This window comes from Candidatus Chlorobium masyuteum, assembly GCF_011601315.1.
Classification (GTDB): domain Bacteria; phylum Bacteroidota; class Chlorobiia; order Chlorobiales; family Chlorobiaceae; genus Chlorobium; species Chlorobium masyuteum.
Genome location: NZ_JAAORA010000002.1, coordinates 168,568 through 189,259, shown reverse-complemented (window position 1 = coordinate 189,259; position 20,692 = coordinate 168,568). Strand labels below are relative to the sequence as shown.

Sequence of the window (20,692 nt, the reverse complement as noted above, 5' to 3'; positions counted from 1 at the left end):
TGAAGAGGTTGATGTCGCTTGCGATGGTTGGCTATCCCGGCAGTTGTTCGATAAAACGCCTGCGCAACTCATCGGACGGCAACATGCATTCATCTTTTTTCCCGAACAGCTGATATCGGTTCTGCGCTATCAGATCGTACATCACATCCCGCAGGGGTTCGGGAACCGCCTGGAATACGGTGAGCAGATTCCATGGCATGTCGAGTCTGGAGGCGATTTCAATGGCAGCGGCACTTCGGGTAAAGGCGCGTTCACCCCTGACAAGAACGACGGTGTCAAGACGCGAAGAATTGATGCCAAAATGCTTGAGTAACGACGCTCCAAGAGGAGACTGGGCCGGAGTGAAAGAGAAATGCCCGGCGGTATCGTGCTCAAAAATAAAATTCACCGAAAATTCGCACAGATTGCACACACCGTCAAAAATAACAATGTTTTCCGGAAGAGCGGCCAAGGACTTATCCATCTGGTTTCCAGGTAACGTTCACCAATGCATTGAAGAGTTCCTGACTGGGATCCGGATCTATATGGATGGTCTCAACATTTATCCACTCAGTCCATCAAGTCCGGAGTTCCGGATATAAGATGTTCAGATTTTCAGGAAGATCACTGAGTTGAACAACTCGAAAACCGGGAGAGTAGTTCCTGAAGTCGGGATCGTGATGGAGCGATCGACACTGAATTAGGCAGTTAAATGCTGATTGGCTGAGGCAAGTAGAGTTTGTCAGCAACATCTCCGAACCGAGAAAAAGCTGGTATCTTATTTTATAAAATAGAGTTATCGGTATAACAGGGGAAGAGGGGCGAGGAGTTATTATCGTTATTAAACAACGTCCCGGAAGTTGGGCGAGATTCCTTGAAAGTGAGCACCCCGCATCTTTTTTTCGTGCTTTACAATGCACTGGCGGGGCTATTGTATCCCCTCTCCCTTTCAGTTATTCACCGATATCATTCAGCTCCCGCACCATATCAATCAATGAAATTGCCTCTACATCCAATGCCATTCTATATCGTTCGCTTCCAGGATAGACAACATACTTGCGAGAAGGATTGAGATCTGTACAGGCCGAGTGAATCCCTCGCTCCAGCTTTGGCGTCACACTGCGTTTTATTTCAACGGCCCACAAGTTGCCGTTCGGCCAGGAGAGCAACAGGTCAACCTCTCCACCTCCGGCTGTGCGATAAAAATATGCCTGAACATCGTCTGAAACAGATCCAAGGATATTTTCAATTACAAATCCCTCCCAGCTTTGTCCGACAACAGGATGAGACAGAAGCGCTTCCTTGTCTGGTATGGTGAGAAGTGCGTGAAGTAGTCCACTGTCTCTCACATAAACTTTCGGAGCCTTGACCAGGCGCTTGCCAATGTTGCTGTGCCATGGAGTAAGACGACGAACAAGCAGCAGATCAACCAGCAGGTCGATGTAACTGTTAACTGTTTTGACATCAATACCAAGATTCCTGGCAAACTGCGATGAATTCAATAATCCACTCTGGTTATGGGCAAGCATAATCCAGAATCTTCGCAAGGTTTCCGCAGCTATGCGCGGCCCAAACTGGGGAATATCCCGTTCAAGGTAGGTACGAATAAAGTTCTGCCGCCAACGTAGGCTTTCTGCGCTGCTATCGGCAAGCAGACTATCCGGAAATCCACCGCGAACCCACAACTCATCGGAAGGAAATTCAGGCGTTTCCAACACGGTAAACGGGGTAAGTTCCAGATAAGCAATACGACCGGCCAGAGTCTCACCGGACTGTTTGAGCAGATCAAGGGAGGCCGATCCGAGAAGGAGATATTGCCCGTTTTTCCTTCCTGCACGGCGACTACGGTCAATAAGACCCCGAAGAACAGGAAAAAGACCTGGAGCACGATGAACCTCGTCAATGATGACAAGCTTATCCTGATGGTCAGAGAGATAAAACTCGGGCTGCGCCATTTTTGCTCTGTCCTGTTCTGATTCCAGATCAAGATAAAGTGAATTTCGCGAATGGCCGATTTCAAGTGCAAGAGTGGTTTTTCCCACCTGGCGAGGGCCGAGCAGCGCTACTGCCGGAAAATGCTGAAGGGTGTCGACAAGCTTGTCATGTAGATCTCTGGCAATCATCTGCGTAATTTAGGATAGTCATTCCGTGATTTGTAAGGTTAATTTTCATAATACACATTAAAAGCGTAATTATCTACAGAGCAGGAGCCATTTTCAAGCACAATCTCTTACGAAGAGGCAGGTTCGATGGTACGCATGAGTGCCAGATCCAGATACAGCTCGGGCAGAACGCCGAGACCACATTTTCGAGCTCAGGCAAAAAGCGTATTGCGGAAGTTGAAATTGTTGACAGCTTCGACTTGCCCCCATAATGGGAGCCGGATGAGTTGAGAGGTTCATGTCCGGTTCTGCAAGAGGCTGGAGGTGAAACTTCTTCGGCCTACTTACCCCTCGTTGTTGATTAATCCAAAAAACAAACAATAGTCCGCAAAACAGGATATCGCATTATTTCGAGAGAATAGTGATAAGCTGGCAGAGCCTCACACTCAAACACCCTTCCACAACACCTTCACAGCAAATTCTGAGACTGAACTGTGGGAAACAAGTAGAGTTTGTCGTCAACGTCCCCTCGTCGCTGAAAATCGGGTATCGGATTGAATAGAATGAAGTTAACTGGATGATGAGGGGAAGAGGGTCGAGGATTTACTATCGTTATTCAACGACGTCCCGGAAGTTGCGCAAGTCCCCATCCATTCTTCGCCGGGTATTATGGCTCGCTCCATCCATCAACCTTTCCGGATTCTGCGTTGAAATTGACGTTTCCTCCACTGTAATACCAGACGAAGAAGACCTCGGTGGCTATGACCTTTCTCGGGCTGCCCAGCAAGCGCTCCACATCTTGCTCCTTCATCCCCAGTCGCAGTTGCCGCCAATTCTTTATATCTCCCGAGTTTCCGGGCTTGACTGAGGTCGTCCGGGCCCCTTCATCGTCTTGAACTGGCTGGGCCTCCAACGCAGCAATCCGTTGCTGCAAGTTTAGAATGGTGCGCTCAAGCTCGGCAATCCGCGCCTCCGATGCAGGAGCTGAGAAGGCCAGGCTCGGAGCAATGAGAATGATGATACATACCGCGATTTTTATAAGCTTGTTTGTCATCTTCTCTCTCCTCATTGTCAAAATGCTGTAATCGGGGTCGTGACAGGGGGCTATAACTTTCAGTTGAGACTCTTGCATGCTCTGCTCTTTGCCGGTTTTCATAGGGGGTTACAGAATCTCCTGCTTTTCGTTCAAAGCATGAACTGGATGAAATAAATACCTTCCCCGATTCCACTATTTTTTCACAGAATCATTTGTTACGGGACAGTATTGAGGTTGCACCTCATCGTCTGATTCCTGCCTCCCATTTTGCTTATAAAGAAATATAATTTCGTTGATCAAACTTGAAATCTGAGAAACGAGACCACATATCTTTTCGTGTGTTGCCGGATGGAGGCCAGTGATATTATTTATATTATTCTGTATTGCATAATATTTTATAGCTGTATTTTCGTCAGGGATGCCGACACCTGTGGTGCATGCAGATTTTGCCATTTTTCGTGCAATACCCACCCATTCAATCCATTGTTTAACATTTGGCGAAAGTCTTTCATATTTTGACGTATTAAGTATTTTCGAAAATACTTTATCTAACTCTTTCGCGTCATCTAATATGAGTTTGTATAATCTATTTATATCTTTTTTTGTATTTGCTGATATCGGCATAATGAACACTCCTCCTCTTCCGGGTTATTGAGTTTGTTTACTTTTCGATATTGAATAATTATTATCAACCTCAACATCAATTAATGCGTTGAGATAATCAATTACACCCTTTATTATTTCCCGACTCTTTTGATTGATCTGCATGATTCAGAAAAAAAATAAGTTCCTTCTTTCTGTGTAACTCTTTTCCTGAATTACTATAAAAATATTGATATTTCCAGCAGAAACAAAAAGTTCAGGCGACAGGCTACTTGTTCTACCAATATTTCAATCCCGCTTTGCCGGGTGGTTTCTTGGGTAAACGGATAGCGACGGAATGCTGATCGGCGGGAGGATGTAGAGTTTGTCGTCAACTCCCCCTCATCGCTGAAAATCGGGTATCGGATTGAATAGAATGAAGTTAACTGGATGATGAGGGGAAGAGGGTCGAGGAGTTATTATCGCTATTAAACAACGTCCCCTATTTCCCTAGTGTTTGGGTGCGGCTTTATGCGCCAGGTCCCCTGCACCGCCGGGTTGGGCATCACTCTTCGGGCAGCAACTGTGGGTTCCACACGACCTCCCAGAGATGATGATCGGGGTCTTGAAAGTAGCCAGCGTAACCACCCCAAAAAGTATTCTGCGCTGGCTTAACGATAACGGCACCTGCACTCTTCGCCTGCTCCATAACGGCATCGACTTCGGCTATGGACGACACGTTGTGACCGATAGAGAGTTCGGTGGGGCTTGGAATACCTATCGATACTCCTGCATCGTGCGCGAGACTCTTGCGCGGCCAAATTGCGAGTTTCAAGCCCGGCTGTAAATCGAAGAAGGCGACAGCCCCGTACTCAAATTCTTTGCCAATGATGCCTTGCGTTGGAAGTCCGAGACCGTCACGGTAGAAACATACCGCACGATCTAGGTCGTCAACGCAGAGGGTAATAACTGTGATGCGTGGTTTCATGGGATGGCTCTTCGGCTCTGTGAGGTCATGATGGCGCGGTTGAGTGAGGCCCAACAATAATTAGATTGATCCGCCTAAACCGCAGATTTTTGAATTCTATTCCTTTTAAGAGGCTCAGTACAACACGGCCAAGTTAACCACGAACGCAAGTTAAAATAGTAGCCGGAGGTTATGCCTTTCAGGTGAGACTCTTGCATGCTCTACTTTCTACCAGTTTTTATTGGCGCTTACAGGATGCCCCCGACTCCCCCTTTTTGTTGATTCTCCACTTCTCAAGTTCTGTTTTTTGGGGACCTCGTGTCACCCAATAAGCTTTAGCAGTCCCCTCAAGATGGTCATTATTCATTTTCATACAAGCACTCAGATCCATACGACCCAACCAATCATCATGGGTTGACCGACTGTCCCGAATGTCTTTTTCTCCAAGCAGTGTCCAGACCAAGCGATAGTTGTTTTGCTTCAGAAAAGCTGTCATGATTTCTCTATCAACCAAGAGTGCCGATGGGCCAGAACTTCTTACGGAAGGGTCTTGCGCTACGAGTTCACCCTTGGAGTTGAAGAAACAGCCATCTATCCCTTGCCAAGACAGGTTCATTTGATCAGCTATCCACTTTGCAGGAAGATACATTATAATTGTACCCTCAATCGAACAGTCGTAAACTCCTTGCTCCTGCATGTAGATATCTGTAGGTACCAGCACTTCGCAAGGTAGTGAACCCCGATCACCTTGTGTCCATCCGTTCCTACTGTAATATGGATTATTGAAATACTCAAAAGCTGGTGCCCAGAAAAACTCACCAAGAAAAACACGAGTCTGTTCACGAGATTCTGGCATCCATCGACCCATGAAGTGCTGTTCCGATGCCCAATCGAAGAAACGCGATTCATCATCAGATTTCACGAAATAACTCTTGAGCATGTACCAGATACTGCGACGACGGGTATCGAATCTGTCTTGATCCGCAGGCGTAGGCTCTTCCCAATTGTAAGAACACTCAAGCACGAACCACTCTTTGCCCGTTTTCGGACAAGTCACTATTGGTAATGGTGATATTTCGGGTAACAGATCACGACGTTTGAGCCATTGAGTATCATCCGCGGCAACAGACCAGTCTTCAAACGACACAGGCGCCCACCACGCTGTATTATTCGGCTCCCATTTTATACGTTGTGTCGATCTTAAAAGGCAAGAAGGGTCAATATTTCGTAGCCATAATTGCCAAGGCCCTACATACTCACCCGGCTGCTGAGACCAAGTATCTTCCCTGAATTCCAGATTATCTGCTAAATGCGCGAGAAATTCATAGTACGCCAACCACTGATATTTCTTCCCTATTCGCTCAACCTTGTCAGCATCACGCCCACTATTTGAAAAAACATCAGTTTCCCTGTCGAATTCTCCAAATCGATCAACTGTCCATCCGAGATCCATTACTCGCTTGAGAATCCAGCGCTGGGCAGTGCTAACGGGAAGTGTAAATTCATCCTTCTCGGACAGCGAAGCATCCAGATATGGCAGAATGATTTCATGAAACAGAGACTTCTTGTTGTCATCCAAGCTCTGCAAAAAATCTTGCACAGACTGATCAACGGCTACTTGCTGCTCCTCATCTGTTAGATCAATATCAGAAGTTTTCTGACTGGACTTTTCGTTTAATAAAACCAAAAAATCAAAACTGTCTCTGGTACTTAAATACTTCTCCCAAGCTGTTCTCTGGGAATGATTTAATGACTCTCTAAACGCATCGTACTTTTCCTTTTTTGATAAAATGTGAGGCTCATTTATACGACGATTTGACCAGTTAAGATCTACATGATCTGATCCAAGAATGTATCGAGCAAATTCACCATCGCTCATTACAGAATTATAAATTGAATGAAGCGCCCATTGTTCATCCGGCATATCTTTAGACCATTCACCGTATTTCTCTATATCTGCTTCCGAAGGTATATCCAGTGGCCAGTCACTCCGATACGGAGGTCTGATTTTATCCAGTTCAAGACCTTTTACAGCAAGGCCATCATGAAAAGCAACTTCAATTACACCTCGAGCATAGTCACGCAGCAAAATGTGACAAGGCGGCGTTCCGCTTTCAAACACCAACTTATAAACTGTCTCGGCAAGCTGACGCTTCGACGTATTATCATTACTTCGAAGAGCACACCCATAAGCAACTGCATATAAACGCTCGGAGACGTAAGGATCATTGATCTCGGTAAATTCTGGCAATAACTGGCATAGAACGCCAATGCGATTGGTGAAAAGCGCCACTAACGCCTTGGTCGCTCGGTCCCGTAAAAAACGATGCGAAGTTGTTAAAAACCATACAAGAACCTTCCCTGTGAGACGTATTGATTCTTCAGATATGTGACCTTTTTCGCTTTCAGACCATGCCCAGTCAACCAGGCGATCAACAGAACTTTTCTGTCCATATTCATGGGACAGATAGACAGACCACCACGCATCTCTCTCCGCCAACTCGCGCCGCATCAAATTACGATGCAAAAAATCCGCATTGAAAGGATGTTCCGGATAAGGAGCTATCGTCAGAAGCACATCCAGTAGTTGGCGTTCAAGATGCTTATCAACAATAATGTATTGGTTTACATACGATAAGCATTGATCAGATATAGAATCAGGGTTACGCCAAAGCAGACTTTTGATAAACGCTTCAAGAATTGGGGTAGTCCCTTTGACGTCTGGGAGCAGTTCAAATATTTCCACACCCCATGTCTCAGGCCCCTGAATGGCCAGTGCTTCTACAAGGCCACGATTTTGCCAACAAGCAGAAGCATCAGCAAATAATTTGTTTAAAGGCTTTTCAGCGAGAAAAGCATCTGCTGGATTCTCAGCATCAACTTGCCGTACAATAAGCTCTTGCATAATCAGGTGGTCAGCAAGACGCTCGTAGGAAAACATAATCACTTCATTGTATTGGCCGCTCTCATCATATTGAATACTCTCAGCAAGAACACCTTCTGATAATAAGTGGCGAAAAAGAGACTCTTGATAAGAGCGTCCGGGAAGAAGTCGACTACAAATATCTCTGGCTTCATCACGAGGAATCAATAAGGAACTTATCTTCGAAGCCGATAAAGCAATTTCATGAGTAGCTTTCGATACCAGGTTAGATTTTGGATCAAAATCCAGAGCATCAGGCAATGCAAGCTTTTCGTTAACGGAATCAAGGAAAAAGTCAAACACAGATGTTATTCCACGAATACCTGTTGGAATCTTTGTAAAGCGTCGATTCTTTAGTACTGTACAAAAGAGTTTGAGAAATAACGGATTCTGGAACTCAGGAGTCAGAATTGGTACGGCAGGGAGTTCAATTCCGTAGTAATCGAAAAATGCTTTTGCCGCCTCGTATTCCTGATCAGCAAAACCATCGTGAACGACACGAGTCGTCTGGTCAGGTAAGAGATCGTCAGGCACAATGAGTTTCTCATATGAACTACGCACACTAACTGCCAGAGCCACCCAAGAATAACGCCGAATAACTGTCAGCATGGATGAAAGATACTTTCTCCACAATGAGCGGCCTACGCCTTCGTTAAGGGCATCAACATAGATAACTGTACGCTGGCCAGCAAGCTGCGCAGCTGCTTCAAGAGCACCCAGAAACTCGTCGCGGGTACAAGACAGACCAAGCATGTGTAAAATCTGAGTCCATGGCTCTTCGTCACGAAATTGGCCACCAATAAGCAAAATAGCCGGTGCTCCGGCATTTACACTTTTACTTGCCGCATCACTAAACAAATGCGTTTTTCCTGTACCTGCATCGCCAACCAGCAAAAGCGATTGCATATTAGCAAGTTTAGCAACACGTGATTCGGCAAAATAAAGCAGTCCGTAGAGCTGTTCTTCGATACGTTGTATACTGTATCGAGCATAACTAAAAGGCTCTTGCCCTTGGTAACTTGCACCCTCTCTGGCTAAAGAAGAACCATCTTCACTCTTTTTCTTTGACAAATCATAGACGTGTAATTGAATATCAGAAAGGCGTGAAAGAGCCTCCTTTGATTTCAACTGGATTGTTGCCCAGTCAATCGGTTCGACACCAGAAATACAAGACCTCTTCGACAGTTCGATAATTTCAGAGATGTGTCGAGAAAGCTCTTCAATTTGTTGAGGCAGCTCAATCTCAAGATTACGAAGCGAAGCTTTATGCCATGACTTTCCTACATCACCATAAACTTGTTCAAACTTCTGTAAAAATGCAGGCCCACGGGAAAGGGCATCAAAAACTTTTGAAATAGAAAGATGAATATTCAGTTGAGGAGTATAACGAGGTCCTACTGCAGAAATAGACTCCTCCAAACGATCATTAAACCATGCTGGTGAAAGCACCTCTTCTTGAAACCAGAAAAAATGGCGCCCTCGATGTTCTTTCCTGGAAAGTCGTACAGCAATCTCATGGGTACCCCAGAAATCGAAGGCGACGGTCATGCCTTTTTCAGAAGCCCAGTGTTCCCACTTTTCAACATGAGTATTCCAATGGTCGAGGCATGACGTATGCCCTTCAAGCCTGGAATCAGAACGATCAATCGCCATTGCTATCGTATATCGCCTCAAACTTGGATGCTTTTCAAGAGCGGTCTTAACTGACGAATCAATCTGCCCCCACTGAGATGACGAGGGTGGCGATTCAAAGAATTTGGCCTGCCATCCATGTTCATCGCCTGATGGAAAAACCCAATAGCATTCAACGCCAGCATCCGGAACGCCCTTTCTAATGAAACGACTATTTATCGGTACTGACTCACAAAATGCTAATTGACAAACCATCTCTTCGAATGCCGAAGCTTGCGATCCGTTCCAAGTTCGAAGTCTGTTCCATTCAACCGACATACTGAATTTTATTTACTCTCGTCATAATAATTAGGTGGCAAGGGACGAGCCCCCTTCTACGAGGCCAACATTCTATGGGGAAAATCGTTTTTCTTAACCTTTAAATTTTTCTGATGTCACGGTGTCAACTTCCCTTTAAGCAAAATTCTTGCAGTCTCTGCTCTTTGCCGGTTTTCATCGGTGCTTACAGGATATCCCACATTCCACTCAAAGCATGAACTGAATGAAATGAATACCGTATTCCCACTATTCCCACATCGGGACTTAGAGGATAACCCTTATTCCCAGACTTTCATGTTATTCATTTTTGAAAGAGCAACACGTTTAAAACGAGATGAAAGACGACGCAATCTTTTATACATGAACAAAGAGTATATGAAGCTTATCAAGCAACCCAAAAAAATGGTTTTTTTTAAGTCGCTTGGAGCGTAGAGCAATGTTGTAATTGCTCCTGCAAATGAATTGAATGCCACCCCACGAGCAATTCTATCGCGACTAACATATGCATCCATTGTTCTAACTATGTCAGGAATTGAATGTGAAAGTATTTCTGCACTTCGCTCGTAAGAATCTCCTTTTGGTTTTCCTGCGATAAAATTATAAACCCGGATGCAACAGCACCGAAAGCATGCATATGATTTAAATGAGGTAATCGCTATAACATCAATTTCCTTACATCTTCTTACTAAGAAAGATGTTGTCGCATCAACGTATATGCCCAATATGTATGCGATTGGGAAATATACTATCACAAATATTTCCTTGTATTCTTTTATATCGGAAAAAAGGAATGGAATGTAGTTTACTACTATCACTATAAACCACACTGACGCAATAATTCCAGATATCAAATACTCTACAAGAGCTACAGCAAATTGCATTCTTACTCCTTTTTAGATACAGAATTTCCTTCAATTCATGATAGGTACAAGCTTATGGAAAATATCATGTTGCTAAACTCAAATCCTCAGGGAACAAGCTTGTCGCAATGAACTCTCTTATAATTCTTCTGCCACAGTCCGACAACCGGATAGTGCATAATAATTGAAATACTGACACAAGGCGAAATAGTCGTTTGGACCTCAAACCATTACAAAATAGAGTATTATAAATCCGTAAGCATTACGCATTCAAGACCGTCTTTTTCAGATACTTCGGCTTTGACTCTATCGAAATAGTCACTATCAGGAGTGATCTGAATTAGCTTTACCAGTTCTCTCCCTACGACTGATAATGGATATCCATTTAAATGAAAATCTGTATCCTTGGATGCAATTATCTTAAAGGACAAATGACCATGCTTAAAAACAAGATTGCAGTTAGGGCTGGAACGGAAATTTACACCGAAAATACCTGGAGTGAACAGACCTATTTCTCGCATTAAGACATAATCATTCCATCCATCACCCGTTCCATTGTATATCGTGTGGTCGTGAAAAATATACCTGTAGTTATCAACGCAAAACACAAATTGAACCATCTTCCTGAATATTTCAGCTTCTTGCCTGGATATTGTACGTAAAACCTCCAAGCTTCTGAGAGAAAATGATCCGGGATTAGATATTTCCCGAGCAAGAATTTTCCCCCATACTTCTTGCATTTGATCACTCGAAACATCTTGAGAAACATTAATAAATTGATTTAACCAATCCCTGTCTATCTTTTCATTTGAGGTCTCCGAAATCCTAGCCGCCTCAAGAAGACCGTAAATAGTTATTTTGTCGATATTTTTTTGTCTCTGTTCTTCAATAACGTTCAATCGACTTTCTATGCGTTGAAGTCGCGGATTTATAACAAGTTCATCTTTCTTCGTAGGAGTAATTTGAAAATTTTCCGCTTCATATTTTACTTCATAATTATCCCCAATTATTTGCACAGTCTTATCAATCGACTCTGCAATCTTGAACATTTCTTGGCCTCTTGCCTCAGCCATTTTTCTTAATAGATAAGGGGCTGAAAGGTTTCCGATAGCAGCAGCGACAACGTCGATAAATTTTTCTATTGTTGACGACTTAAAATCTATATTTAATGGAATCATATTTCCTGTTTCTGTTCTGACACTTTAAACTGATCTCCCTGATTCGGAAAAGGCAAACATCTCTTTGCTGCGTAACGCGCTTTCTTTAATTACTGTAATATTATAGGTATTTCCCGCCAAAACAAAAAGTTCAGGATAAGAAGGGCATTTGCCACCGCCCCGACCCTGTTTTTGAAGGTTCGGAAAACAACACTATCTTGACTGATGTTTTTGCTGAATGTCGGGCAGGAGTATCAACGCATTACGATATAATGTTTTGTTGATACCGCGACCGGTGCGAATAACCTTACCAGGCTACAATGAGCGAGCTTCTCTTGATCAATATTACAGGCCAGGACAAGCCGGGTCTGACCTCGAAAATCACCTCGATCCTCTCCGGCTACAAGGTGCCGGTGCTTGATATCGGCCAGGCGGTTATCCATAACCACCTCTCGCTCGGCATGCTTGTTGAAGTACCCAAGGAGTCCGCATCCTCTCCGGTGCTGAAGGATCTGCTCTTCTGCGCCCATACCCTCGGCATACAGATCACCTTTACGCCGGTTACCGACACCGAATACAACGACTGGGTGCATGAACAGGGCAAGCCGCGCCACCTGCTCTCGCTGCTCGCCAGACGCATTACCGCTGAGCACCTTGAGCGGGTGTCATCCATCATCGCCTCCCACGGCCTCAATATCGACACCATCAACCGCCTCTCGGGGCGTATTCCCCTTGAAGCCAACCGCCACACCAAGGCGTGCGTGGAGTTCTCCATGCGTGGCACCCTTGAGAACGAGAACCGCTTCCGTGAGCAGATGCTGGCCATTACCGACAGCCTCGGAATCGACATCGCCTTCCAGGAGGATAACATCTTCCGCCGGAACCGCCGCCTTGTGGTGTTTGATATGGATTCGACCCTCATCACCTCCGAAGTGATTGATGAGCTCGCCATAGAGGCGGGAGTAGGAGCAGAGGTTGCCGCCATTACCGAGCAGGCGATGCGCGGGGAGATCGACTTTACCGGCAGCCTCCAGCGGAGGGTATCGCTGCTGAACGGGCTCGACGAGCATGTGCTTGAGACCATTGCCAAACGGCTCCAGCTCACCGAAGGGGCGGAAACGCTCTTTCACAACCTGCACAACCTGGGGTTCAAAACCGCCATTCTCTCCGGCGGATTCTCCTATTTCGGCCACTACCTCCAGAAAAAACTCAATATCGATTACGTCTATGCCAACACCCTTGAGATCATCGAGGGCAAACTGACGGGGAAGGTGCTCGGGCAGGTGGTTGACGGCAAGCGGAAGGCAGATCTGCTTGAACTGATTGCGCAGAAGGAGAACATTCGATTGGAGCAGACTATTGCGGTCGGTGACGGCGCCAATGATCTGCCGATGCTTGGAAAAGCGGGGCTCGGCATCGCCTTCAGGGCAAAACCGATTGTGCGGGAGAGCGCAAAGCAGGCGATATCAACCCTCGGGCTTGACGCCATACTCTATCTGATGGGGTTCCGGGATCGCGACGACCTCTCGGTCACGCTTCCACATACTCCACAAACTGCTCAAACTCCCCGGCAGGCGGGAGCGTAATAGCGCCGGAAGTGCAACGAGGCGCACACCGTTCACAGAGCACAACACAGTTGTAGGGGCTGGAGACGGTCATCTTTGGCCGCTTCGGGCCGATCTTCTCTCCGGGCGCAAAGACACCGGGCTTGCAGAAGGTCTCACAATCTCCGCAGCCATTGCAGGCCGCCTCATCAATCACCGGAAACCACGCAATCTCCTCCCTCGGAGCCAGCAACCTGCGCTTTTTTGGTTTATTCACGTTCTCTTCCTGTCTACCAACATTGCGCCCCTCCGGGGCTGAATTCAAAATCAACAAACTATTTCGGCACAGCTATAAATCGTCATGAGCGGTTCGAGAGTGAGGCGGACGGAACGGAGAAACCGGAGTGTACACAAGGTACATGAGGATTTCGAGCAGCGCCCAACAAAACAATCGAATCGCGTAATAGATTTAAAGCGTGCCTAATCAATATACTCCACAAATTGTTCGAACTCCTCCTTCGGGGGGAGAATAATGGCGCCGGAGGTGCAGATGGGGACGCACCGGTTGCAGAGGACGAGGCAGTTGTAGGGGTGGGCAACAATCAGTTTCGGGCGGTGAATTCCTGCGGGGTCGGGCTCGCCGAGTTCGAAGACGCCGGGCTTGCAGAGCACCTTGCAGTCGCCGCAGCCGTTGCAGAGCTCCGGCTTGATGATGGGAAACCACGCAATCTCCTCCCTCGGAGCAAGCAGCCGTTTCCGCTTTTTCGGAGCCGTATGTTTCTCTGGTGTTGGCCTGACGGTGGGGGTTACCAGTTCAGAGCGCTCCCAACTGCCGACCGGAGCGTCGGCGGTCTCATCACTTTTCTTGATCGCACGCGACTTGAGCGCCAGGCGAAGCGAACGGACAGGCCGGAAGATGCAGCCGTCACACGAAGGCCGGGTGCAGCTACCTGAGAGACAATCAAGAACGCGCATAGGTTTATCCCTTCAGCGCGGTTTTCACAGCATCCTTAAAGGCTTCAAGCGCTTTGTCAACACCGGCGGGATTCTTTCCTCCGGCAGTGGCGAACTCGGGTTTGCCGCCGCCGCCGCCCTGCACATGCTGGGCAGCTTCGCGAACCAGTTTGCCTGCGTCAATACCAAGCTCCTTTACTGCCTTGTCGGAAGCAAAACCAACCAGCGACACCTTGCCATCCTGCACGCAAGAGAGGAGTCCCACGGCAAAGGGCTGCTGTTCACGAAGGGCAAGGCCTGCACTGCGAAGCGCGTCACCATCCGTCCCCTCAACAACTTTGGCGAGTACCCTGCATCCCGAAATCTCGGGGGCAGCCTGAAGCTCAACCGAGAGCGTCTGGAGGAGGGAGCCGATGCGGATCTCATGCAGCTCCTTTTCAAGCTCTTTTTTGGCATCCATCAACTCAACAATTCTCACGGCTACCGGCTCGTCACCTTTCGCTTTGAGGAGCTGGCGAACCTGCTGCAGCTCACTGTACTCCTGCCAGAGCAGCTTTTCGGCACTCTTGCCGGTCAACGCCTCGATACGGCGCACACCCGAAGCAACCGAAGATTCACTCACAATCTTGAAAAGTCCGATACGACCAATATTATCCACATGGGTTCCACCGCAGAGCTCAACCGAGATGCCGGGAACTTCAACCACCCTGACGAGATCAGCATACTTGTCGCCGAAAAAGGCGAGGGCACCCTTGGCAATTGCATCGTCATAAGGGATATCGGCATGCTTCTGAACCTCTTCAGCCCGCCGGATCTCTTCGTTCACCGAAGCCTCAACCCTGGCAATTTCAGCATCGCTCATTTTGGAGAAGTGACTGAAGTCAAAACGGAGCCGTTCCGGATTGACGAATGATCCCTTCTGCTGAACATGCTGGCCGAGGATGCGGCGCAACGCCCCATGCAACAGATGGGTGGCAGTATGGTTCCGCTCGGTATCCTGGCGAATATGGTGGTCAACCGAGGCCTCCGCACTGAGCTGCCCCTCGTCAATCGTGAGATCAGCAGGGTTGACTGCGCTGTCAAGAATCTTGTCAAAAGCGGCGGTAACAACATGCACAATAGCGTCGCCATCCTTGACAGTATCGGTTACCTGCAGGCGGTAGCTCGTTGTCTCGATCCAGCCCCGGTCACCAACCTGCCCGCCACTCTCGGCGTAGAAGGGTGTTTTGTCGAGCAGCACCAGCAGCTTCTCTTTGGCATGCTTGGAGGCGATAATACGGACCGGCAGCTCAAGCTGCTCATAACCGACAAAGGTGGAGGTGTGCTGGTCGCTGAACCAGAGCCACTGTGAGCCGTCATCCTCAACCTGATGCTTCTCCTTGCGGTCGGCCCGTGCACGGGTCTTCTGCTCCTGCATGGAGTGCTCAAACCCTTCGCCGTCAACCTGCAACCCTTCGTCCGAAGCCATCAGGCGGGTAAGATCAAAGGGGAAACCGTAGGTATCATAGAGCTTGAAGGCATCGGTGCCCTTGATGGTTGTGCCCTTTTCAGCGCGGACTTTCGCAACAACATCGTTGAAAATCTCTATGCCGCGATCGAGCGTAACAATAAAGCTCTCCTCTTCCGAGCGGATGATTTTGCTCACCGTATCGCGCTGCTTCTGCAGCTCAGGGAAAACGTCACCCATCAAATCGGCAAGCGTGCCGACAAGCTGGTGGAGAATCGGTTCGTTATAGCCGAGATTTTTGGAGTAGCGAAGCGCCCGGCGGAGAATACGGCGGAGCACATAGCCGCGCCCCTCGTTTGAAGGCATCGCGCCGTCAGAGAGCGCAAAGGTGAGGGTACGGGCGTGGTCGGCAATGACCCGCATGGCTATATCGTGTGGCTCATCCATCGATGCGCCGTAACGGACACCGGTAATTTCTGTGATCCGGTCAAAAAGCGGCTTGAAGACGTCGGTGTCGTAGTTGGATGATTTCCCCTGCATGACCGCGGCAACGCGCTCAAAACCCATGCCGGTATCAACATGTTTATTCGGTAGCGGCTCAAGGCGGCCGTCACTCTGACGGTTGTACTGGATGAAGACAAGGTTCCAGAGCTCGATCACCCGGTAGTCGCCAACGTTCACAAGGCTTTTGCCTGAAGCGTCTTCAGTAAGATCAATATGAATTTCGGAGCAGGGACCACAGGGACCGGTTTCACCCATCTCCCAGAAGTTATCCTTGTCGCCGAAGCGGAGAATATGTTCAGGGGAGATGGAGGTATGCTCCTTCCAGATCTGGAAGCTCTCGTCGTCATCCTGATAGACCGTAGCATAGAGTCGGTCAGCCGGAAGTTTCCACACGCCGGTCATCAGCTCCCATGCCCAGGTTATAGCCTCTTTCTTGTAATAGTCACCAAACGACCAGTTGCCGAGCATCTCGAAAAAGGTGTGGTGGTAGGTGTCGCGACCGACATCCTCAAGATCGTTGTGCTTGCCGGAAGCCCTGATACACTTCTGGGTATCGGCGGCCCGGTTGTAGGGGCGGGTTCCTTTATCGAGAAAGACATCCTTGAACTGGTTCATACCTGCATTGGTAAAAAGCAGTGTCGGATCATCTGCCGGAATAACCGGTGCTGAACGAACGATAGTATGACCTTTTTGAGCAAAAAAATCCAAAAAAGATTGCCTGATTTCCCTGGAATTCATAGAAAATTTAATCTTGTTGCAATACCTGCCGTCCTGCTCCGGATGCAGAACGGTTGCCGCTTACGGCCCCAAAGTTACTCTTTTTTGGGGCTTGATGCCAACATATTTTAGGGGACCTCTATAAATTTGTTACGAACCATCTTTGTCATCCCGAACTGAAAGGAGGGATCTCTCTTTCTCGTTAACCAGATCCCTCACGTGCGTTCGGGATGACATCGGGGAAAGCGGTCGGGATGACACGGGATCGGTCTACCAATGTCACGCCCCTCCGGGGCTTAAAGAAAAATTATTCTGCCTGTCATCCCGAACTGACAAGAGGGAGAGCAGTGCGTGGCTCAAAAATCACCCTCTTCAGCCGGACGAACAATCGCTCTTCTTTTCAAAAAAGATTTATATTAAACCATTGTTAATTTCGGGAATCAACAGCCCGGTAATTCCTGCCAGTAACAACAAGGAGTGCTTATGAGTTGGGGAGTTGAAAACGAACAGAAGCGCAAGGATATCAAGGAGCTCCTGGATGTTTCGGAGAGGATAATGCGGGCCAATCCGAACCATGTCAATGAGGTCGCCAAAAGTGACAGTGGTTGCTGGATGGAGCAGATCTACGGCATGCAGCGCCATGATTTCTGTGATCTGGCACCCGATTGTCCGATCCGCCGGGAGCAGGAGTGGCAGAACTATCTGAAAGAGAATAACATCGTGATAGAAAAAAAACCTGATTAAAACACCCGAACTCTTGTTTTAACCCGCCCTGTCACGTATATTTTTTATTGCAGAAGACTGTAGTGGGAATTTTTTGTCTTCTTTTTACCCTCCGGGATACATTTCACCAAAGATAACAACTCAATGAGCTCCCTCTCGCGATGCTCATTGGTGCGGGTTTTTTTGCTATTTACCAACTTCGAAAAGTAATTAACAGGGCCCATGACTGATTCAAAAACTACAACAAAAACGGTCAATGTGACCTCCAAAGCAAGTGTTTCCGTGCTTTTTGCAGGAGACTCCGGCGACGGAATGCAGTTGACCGGTACCCAGTTCGCCAACACAGTGGCTGTTCGCGGGTCGGAATTGAACACCTTTCCGAACTTCCCCTCCGAAATCAGGGCCCCTGCCGGCACCATCTCCGGCGTATCAGGCTTCCAGCTCCAGTTCGGCAGCAAGCCTGTCTATACTCCGGGTGCGCTTTTTGACGTCATGATTGCCATGAACTCGGCTGCTCTGAAAGCAAACCTGAAAAACCTTCACCAGGGAGGTATTATCATTGCAGGCACTGACGGTTTTGATGAAAAAAACCTGAAGCTTGCCGGCTATCCGGAAGGAGTAAACCCTCTTGAGGATGGCTCCCTCTCCAACTACACCGTTTTTCCTGTTCCCGTTCAGCAGCTTACCCGTGAAGCCCTGAAAGATAGCGGCCTCTCCAGCAGGGAGGTTGATCGCTGTAAAAACATGTTTATTCTCGGTCTGCTCTACTGGCTCTACAATCTCCCCTACGAAGGAACGGTTGAGATGCTGCAGAGCAAGTTCAGCAAAAAGCCGTTGATTGCCGATGCCAACATCAAGGCGGTCAAGGCAGGCTACTACTTCGGTGATGAGACCGAAATCTTTGCAAACATCGGCCGCTTCGATATTCCCCCGGAAAAAGAGCATGGCACCTACCGCCGTGTAACCGGCAATGAAGCCGCAGCCATCGCCCTTGCTGCAGCCGCCAAAAAGTCCGGACTTGAGCTCTTCCTCGGCTCATACCCGATCACACCGGCAACGGAGATTCTGCAGAACCTTGCCAAAATGAAAAAGTGGGGAGCAAAAACCTTCCAGGCAGAGGATGAAATTGCCGGCATCTGCAGCAGCATCGGTGCCGCTTTCGGTGGTGCGCTTGCCGCAACCAACACCTCTGGTCCCGGTCTTGCATTGAAAACCGAAGCCCTCGGACTTGCCGTCATCATGGAGATTCCGCTTGTTGTCATCAACGTACAGCGCGGAGGCCCGTCAACCGGTCTTCCGACCAAGCCGGAACAGTCCGACCTCTTCATGGCCATGTACGGCCGTCACGGTGAGGCTCCGCTGCCGGTTGTTGCAGCCTCTTCGCCGGTTGACTGCTTCTATACCACCTATGAAGCCGCAAGACTTGCCGTTGAGCATATGACTCCGGTGATCTGCCTTACCGACGGCTATCTTGCCCTGAGCTCGGAGCCATGGGCAGTTGAGTCCCCCGATAATCTCGCCGAGATCAAACCACGCATCCACGCGGCAAGAAAACCTGAAGATCCTCCCTACCTGCCCTACAAGCGTGATGAGAATCTGGTACGTTCATGGGCAATCCCCGGCACAAAGGGACTTGAGCACCGCATCGGCGGTCTTGAAAAACAGAATGAGACCGGCAACGTCTCTCATGACCCGGACAACCATGAGCTGATGACCAAACTCCGTGCCGAGAAGATAGCCCGTATTGCCGACACCATTCCCCTTCAGACGCTCGACAACGGAGCTGAAAAAGGAGACCTGCTTGTGCTTGGATGGGGTTCATCCTACGGAGCTATCAAAACTGCGGTCGATCAGGCAATCGAGAAGGGATACAGCGTTGCTCATGCTCACCTTCGCTATATCAATCCGTTCCCGAAAAACCTCAGGCAGATCCTCGGCAACTACAAACAGGTGCTGATACCAGAGAACAACAACGGACAGCTGGTCCACATTATCCGTGACACCTTCCTGATTGAGCCTGTCGGCTTCAGCAAAGTGAAGGGACTGCCGTTCAATGAGATGGAAATTCTGGCTAAAATCACCGATCTTATAAAGGAGCTTTAATAATGACCGATATCAATCCAACAACAGCGCTTACAGCAAAGGATTTCGCATCGAACCAGGAACCGAAGTGGTGTCCAGGTTGCGGTGATCATGCGGTGCTTCAGCAGATCAAGAGTGTGCTGCCTGAACTGGGTGTTGCATCTGAAAACATCGCCTTTGTCTCGGGTATCGGATGCTCATCCCGTCTGCCCTACTATATGGCAACCTACGGTATCCATGGTATTCACGGAAGGGCCCTGCCGATGGCAACCGGCCTGAAGGCTGCCCGACCCGACCTGAGTGTCTGGGTGGCAACCGGGGATGGTGATGCTCTCTCGATCGGCGGCAACCACTTCATCCATACCCTGAGAAGAAATCCCGACCTGAACATCGTCCTCTTCAACAACGAGATCTACGGTCTGACGAAAGGACAGTACTCTCCGACGTCAAAACTCGGGCTGAGAACCGTCACCTCCCCGGCAGGCGTGATTGATCACCCCTTCAACCCGGCGTCCCTTGCCATCGGTTCCGGCGGAACCTTCTTTGCCAGAGCGTTTGACAAGGACGGGAAATTCCTCCGCTCGATTCTGTTACGTGCAGCACAGCACAGGGGCACGTCACTGGTGGAGATCTACCAGAACTGTCCGATTTTCAACAATGCCGCCTGGGATGCCTTTGCCAATGCCGACATCAAGGCTGAGAACACCATCTACCTTGAGCAGCAGAAACCGCTGCTTTTCGGCAAGGACCAGAAGAAGGGTATCCGTCTTGACGGCTTTAAGCCGATTGTGGTTGATCTGGAAAAGAGTGGAGTTTCAACCGCCGACCTCTGGATTCACGACGAAACGGATATCAACAAGGCATCCATTCTTGCCCGCTTTGCTGATACCGATCCGGATTCAGAAGGTGCTCTTCCACGGCCAATCGGTGTACTCTATGCCGAGGATCGCGTAACCTATGAAGATGCTCTCACCGAGCAGGTGCGTGACGCCCAGAAAAACGGAGCAGGCACACTTGCAGAACTGCTCAAGGGTGATAACTCCTACGTTATCAAGTAACCCTTTCGACAACACAACAACAGAAAAGCCGGCAACCGCCGGCTTTTCTCATTTCCCCCGACTTCATCGGGGGCTACCAATATTGCGCCCCTCCGGGGCTCAAGCAT

Annotated in this window: 15 protein-coding genes; 4 read left to right on the top strand and 11 right to left on the bottom strand. The window is 48.4% G+C overall.

Going from position 1 to position 20,692, the window contains the following annotated elements; genetic code table 11:
• Positions 1–31: 31 nt before the first annotated feature.
• From G9409_RS04445 to G9409_RS04410, 8 genes are all read right to left on the bottom strand, one after another.
• Positions 32–463: a thiol-disulfide oxidoreductase DCC family protein gene (locus tag G9409_RS04445; RefSeq protein ID WP_166807620.1), complete on the bottom strand. Its 432-nt coding sequence runs from the start codon at positions 461–463 to the stop codon at positions 32–34.
• Positions 464–932: 469 nt separating this feature from the next.
• Positions 933–2,102, bottom strand: a complete 1,170-nt coding sequence (locus tag G9409_RS04440) for an ATP-binding protein (protein ID WP_166807619.1) — start codon at positions 2,100–2,102, stop codon at positions 933–935.
• Between the two features lie 646 nt (positions 2,103–2,748).
• Positions 2,749–3,237: an outer membrane protein assembly factor BamE gene (locus G9409_RS04435; protein ID WP_166807618.1), complete on the bottom strand. Its 489-nt coding sequence runs from the start codon at positions 3,235–3,237 to the stop codon at positions 2,749–2,751.
• Between the two features lie 72 nt (positions 3,238–3,309).
• Complete coding sequence (locus G9409_RS04430) at positions 3,310–3,741, bottom strand: hypothetical protein (protein ID WP_166807617.1); 432 nt, start codon at positions 3,739–3,741, stop codon at positions 3,310–3,312.
• Positions 3,742–4,264: 523 nt separating this feature from the next.
• Positions 4,265–4,687, bottom strand: a complete 423-nt coding sequence (locus tag G9409_RS04425; RefSeq protein ID WP_166807616.1) for a VOC family protein — start codon at positions 4,685–4,687, stop codon at positions 4,265–4,267.
• 217 nt (positions 4,688–4,904) lie between these two features.
• Positions 4,905–9,539 carry an AVAST type 2 anti-phage system protein Avs2 gene (gene avs2 / locus G9409_RS04420; protein WP_166807615.1) on the bottom strand — a complete coding sequence of 1,545 codons (4,635 nt, stop codon included), beginning with the start codon at positions 9,537–9,539 and terminating at the stop codon, positions 4,905–4,907.
• A 278-nt stretch (positions 9,540–9,817) separates the two neighbouring features.
• Complete coding sequence (locus tag G9409_RS04415) at positions 9,818–10,420, bottom strand: hypothetical protein (protein ID WP_166807614.1); 603 nt, start codon at positions 10,418–10,420, stop codon at positions 9,818–9,820.
• A gap of 224 nt (positions 10,421–10,644) precedes the next feature.
• Positions 10,645–11,577: a DUF2806 domain-containing protein gene (locus G9409_RS04410; RefSeq protein ID WP_166807613.1), complete on the bottom strand. Its 933-nt coding sequence runs from the start codon at positions 11,575–11,577 to the stop codon at positions 10,645–10,647.
• A 299-nt stretch (positions 11,578–11,876) separates the two neighbouring features.
• Between G9409_RS04410 and serB the strand changes: the two genes are divergently transcribed.
• Positions 11,877–13,142 (top strand): phosphoserine phosphatase SerB, encoded by a 1,266-nt coding sequence (serB, locus tag G9409_RS04405; protein ID WP_166807612.1) that lies wholly within the window; start codon positions 11,877–11,879, stop codon positions 13,140–13,142.
• Here the strand turns inward: serB and G9409_RS04400 are convergent.
• From G9409_RS04400 to alaS, 3 genes are all read right to left on the bottom strand, one after another.
• Positions 13,087–13,377: a 4Fe-4S dicluster domain-containing protein gene (locus tag G9409_RS04400; RefSeq protein ID WP_166807611.1), complete on the bottom strand. Its 291-nt coding sequence runs from the start codon at positions 13,375–13,377 to the stop codon at positions 13,087–13,089. The two genes, serB and G9409_RS04400, sit on opposite strands and share 56 nt — an antisense overlap.
• Positions 13,378–13,580: 203 nt before the next feature.
• Complete coding sequence (locus tag G9409_RS04395) at positions 13,581–14,075, bottom strand: 4Fe-4S dicluster domain-containing protein (protein WP_166807610.1); 495 nt, start codon at positions 14,073–14,075, stop codon at positions 13,581–13,583.
• Positions 14,076–14,079: 4 nt separating this feature from the next.
• Complete coding sequence (gene alaS, locus G9409_RS04390) at positions 14,080–16,743, bottom strand: alanine--tRNA ligase (protein ID WP_166807609.1); 2,664 nt, start codon at positions 16,741–16,743, stop codon at positions 14,080–14,082.
• A gap of 462 nt (positions 16,744–17,205) precedes the next feature.
• Here alaS and G9409_RS04385 point away from each other — a divergent pair, with 462 nt between their 5' ends.
• The 3 genes from G9409_RS04385 (at position 17,206) to G9409_RS04375 (ending at position 20,585) form a co-directional block, all read left to right on the top strand.
• Positions 17,206–17,466, top strand: coding sequence for a hypothetical protein (locus G9409_RS04385; protein WP_166807608.1), 261 nt, complete (start codon positions 17,206–17,208; stop codon positions 17,464–17,466).
• A gap of 201 nt (positions 17,467–17,667) precedes the next feature.
• Entirely contained in the window at positions 17,668–19,548 is a 1,881-nt protein-coding gene (locus G9409_RS04380) for a 2-oxoacid:acceptor oxidoreductase subunit alpha (RefSeq protein ID WP_166807607.1), read from the top strand.
• A 2-nt stretch (positions 19,549–19,550) separates the two neighbouring features.
• Positions 19,551–20,585 carry a 2-oxoacid:ferredoxin oxidoreductase subunit beta gene (locus G9409_RS04375; protein WP_166807606.1) on the top strand — a complete coding sequence of 345 codons (1,035 nt, stop codon included), beginning with the start codon at positions 19,551–19,553 and terminating at the stop codon, positions 20,583–20,585.
• Positions 20,586–20,692 lie beyond the last annotated feature (107 nt).